This is a genomic window from Pseudoflavonifractor phocaeensis, assembly GCF_016901735.1.
Lineage (GTDB): Bacteria > Bacillota > Clostridia > Oscillospirales > Oscillospiraceae > Pseudoflavonifractor_A.
This window is the reverse complement of sequence record NZ_JACLZC010000210.1, coordinates 1-432: the sequence shown is the minus strand read 5'-3', so window position 1 is coordinate 432 and position 432 is coordinate 1. Positions and strand designations below refer to the sequence as shown.

The following is a 432-nucleotide window of genomic DNA, read 5'->3' as shown; positions in this document are numbered from 1 at the left end:
TTTCGATGGGGGTGCCGGTGAGCAGCAGCTTGAAGGAGTCTCCGGCGATCCGCTTGAGGGCCTTGGCCTGTTTGTTGTCCTCCTGGTAGACCGGAGAGAGGGCATTGGCCTCTTCAAACACCGTCAAGTCCCAGTTGACCACCTTTGCGGTCTCCTCGTTGTCGGCGGCAAAGTCATAGGTCGTAATGACAATGGCATCCTGAATAAAGGCGTTGGGATGGTCGGGGGCACTGTGGGCCTGCCATTCTTTGCGGCTGGTCAGAACCACATAGGGAACGGTATAGAACCGATCCAGCATTTCCGTCCATTGGTGCAGCAGGTCTGCATTGGGAATGACCAGCAGAATCCGGCTGCATCCCTCCAGCCACTTTTGATTGATGACCAGCATGGCCTCGTGGCTCTTGCCCATACCGGCTTCATCGCACAGAACGG

Annotated in this window: 1 protein-coding gene; it reads right to left on the bottom strand. The window is 56.7% G+C overall.

The features are described from left to right. A partial coding sequence (locus H7U37_RS15310; RefSeq protein ID WP_243414352.1) for an SNF2-related protein occupies positions 1 to 409 on the bottom strand: 409 nt, incomplete at its 3' end. Positions 410 to 432: the final 23 nt, after the last annotated feature.